This is a genomic window from Angustibacter speluncae, assembly GCF_054777815.1.
This window is the reverse complement of record NZ_BAAHAF010000130.1, coordinates 1-1670: the sequence shown is the minus strand read 5'-3', so window position 1 is coordinate 1670 and position 1670 is coordinate 1. Positions and strand designations below refer to the sequence as shown.

Sequence of the window (1670 nt, the reverse complement as noted above, 5' to 3'; positions counted from 1 at the left end):
CGGCGGTGCGCCGCGGCGAACCGCTCACCGACGTCCGGCTGCGCGGTCCGGGAGCGGCCGCGGCGCTGCCCGCCGGGCAGGTCGCGGTCCCGGTGCGGCTCGTGCCGGAGGCCGCGCCGTGGCTGGAGGTCGGTCAGCGGCTCCGGCTGCACGCGGCACCGCAGGCCGGCACCGGAGCAGGTGCGACGACGGGTGTCGCGGTGCTGCTCGTCGACCTGGTCGAGGCGGCGGGCGACGACGGCGGCCTGCTCGGGCCGGTGCCGTCCGACCGCACGGCCGTCGAGGCGCTCGTGCAGGTCGACGACGCCGACGCCGACGACCTGGTCGCGACCTCGGGCGAGCCGCTGCGGGCGGTGCTGCTCGGGCCGTGACCCGCGCGCGTCCTCCCGCGAGCGCCGCGACGGGTCTACGTTGTGGGACGCCAGCACCCGCCCCACGACTTCGGGAGGACCCGTGAAGGGTTTCAAGGACTTCATCATGAGGGGCAACCTCATCGAGCTCGCGGTCGCCTTCATCGTCGGCGCCGCGTTCGCGACCCTCGTGACCGCGTTCACCGCGATCATCATCGAGCTGATCGCCAAGCTCGGCGGCGCCCCGAACTTCGACGAGTGGGCGCCGGGCGGTCTGACCACGATCGGCCCGTTCCTCACCGCCCTGGTCGCGTTCCTGCTGCTCGCGGCGGTCGTCTACTTCTTCATCGTCACCCCGTACGAGGCCGCCAAGCGGCGCTACGCGAAGAAGGAGGACGACGCGGCCCCGCCGGAGGACGTGCAGCTGCTCAAGGAGATCCGCGACCTGCTCGCCGCCGGCGGCTCGTCCGGCACCGCGGCGCACCTGCCGCCCGACACGACGGTCTGACGACCCACCCCACCCGGACGCCCGCCGCTCACCAGTGCGGCGGGCGTTCGCGTCGGTACCAGTCGTCGTCGCGCCCGGAGCCCTCGGTCTCGTCCGGCCGCTCCCAGCCGACGTCGCCGTCGTCCGCCGCCCGGGACGGCGCGGCGGGCTGCTCCGGCTCGGCCCGCTCCGTGGGTCCGGTGCCCGGCCGCACGACGCGACGGTGCCGGCGACGGGGACGGCGCGCCTCGTCGTCAGTCACGCCCGGCCTCCTGGGAACGCTGCTCCGACAACCGGTTCCACCGCGTCAGCAGCACCAGCACGCCCAGTGCGGCGAGCCCGAGCAGCCCCCACCACACCACCGCGCGCCGGGCCGGCGCCGCCGGGTCCGGCGAGGTGCGGGCGGCCTCGATGGTGCGCACCTCGCCGCCGGCGGCGACCCCCGTCCCGCCGGGGAACGGCGGTCCCGGGCGCGAGGGGTCGAGCGTCAGCGTGATCGCAGCGTACGGCCGCACCAGGCCCCACCCGGTGGTCTCGGAGCGCTCGGACTGCCGTGGACGCTGCGCGGAGGCCAGCAACCGGTAGGCCACCTCCTCGGCCGACGCCGACGGGTGCGCCGACAGCACCAGCGCCGCTGCCCCGGCGACGTGGCCGACCGCCCACTCCGAGGACGGCGGCGACCCGGGCGGGAGCACGACGCAGTCGCGGCGGCCGGTGGCGCCGCCCGCCACGTCGTCGCCCGGGGCCGCGAGCGCCACGTGCGGCCCGGTCGCCGGCTCGTCGCCGACCGACCCGTCGACGCCCACGCCGGTGACCCCGAGCACGCCCGGGTA

General features: G+C 77.0%; 3 protein-coding genes and 1 pseudogene. 2 read left to right on the top strand and 2 right to left on the bottom strand.

The window, feature by feature from the left end:
- Positions 1–371: pseudogene (locus tag ACYVKY_RS15280) on the top strand (hypothetical protein); the annotation flags it as partial.
- A gap of 82 nt (positions 372–453) precedes the next feature.
- A complete protein-coding gene (locus tag ACYVKY_RS15275) occupies positions 454–858 on the top strand; it encodes an MscL family protein (RefSeq protein ID WP_460435848.1) in 405 nt (134 codons plus the stop codon).
- A 28-nt stretch (positions 859–886) separates the two neighbouring features.
- Here ACYVKY_RS15275 and ACYVKY_RS15270 read toward each other — a convergent pair whose 3' ends face one another.
- Positions 887–1099 (bottom strand): hypothetical protein, encoded by a 213-nt coding sequence (locus ACYVKY_RS15270; RefSeq protein ID WP_460435847.1) that lies wholly within the window; start codon positions 1097–1099, stop codon positions 887–889.
- Positions 1092–1670, bottom strand: a 579-nt coding sequence (locus ACYVKY_RS15265; RefSeq protein ID WP_460435846.1) for a type VII secretion-associated serine protease mycosin, incomplete at its 5' end; no start/stop codon positions are given. The genes ACYVKY_RS15270 and ACYVKY_RS15265, both read right to left, overlap by 8 nt.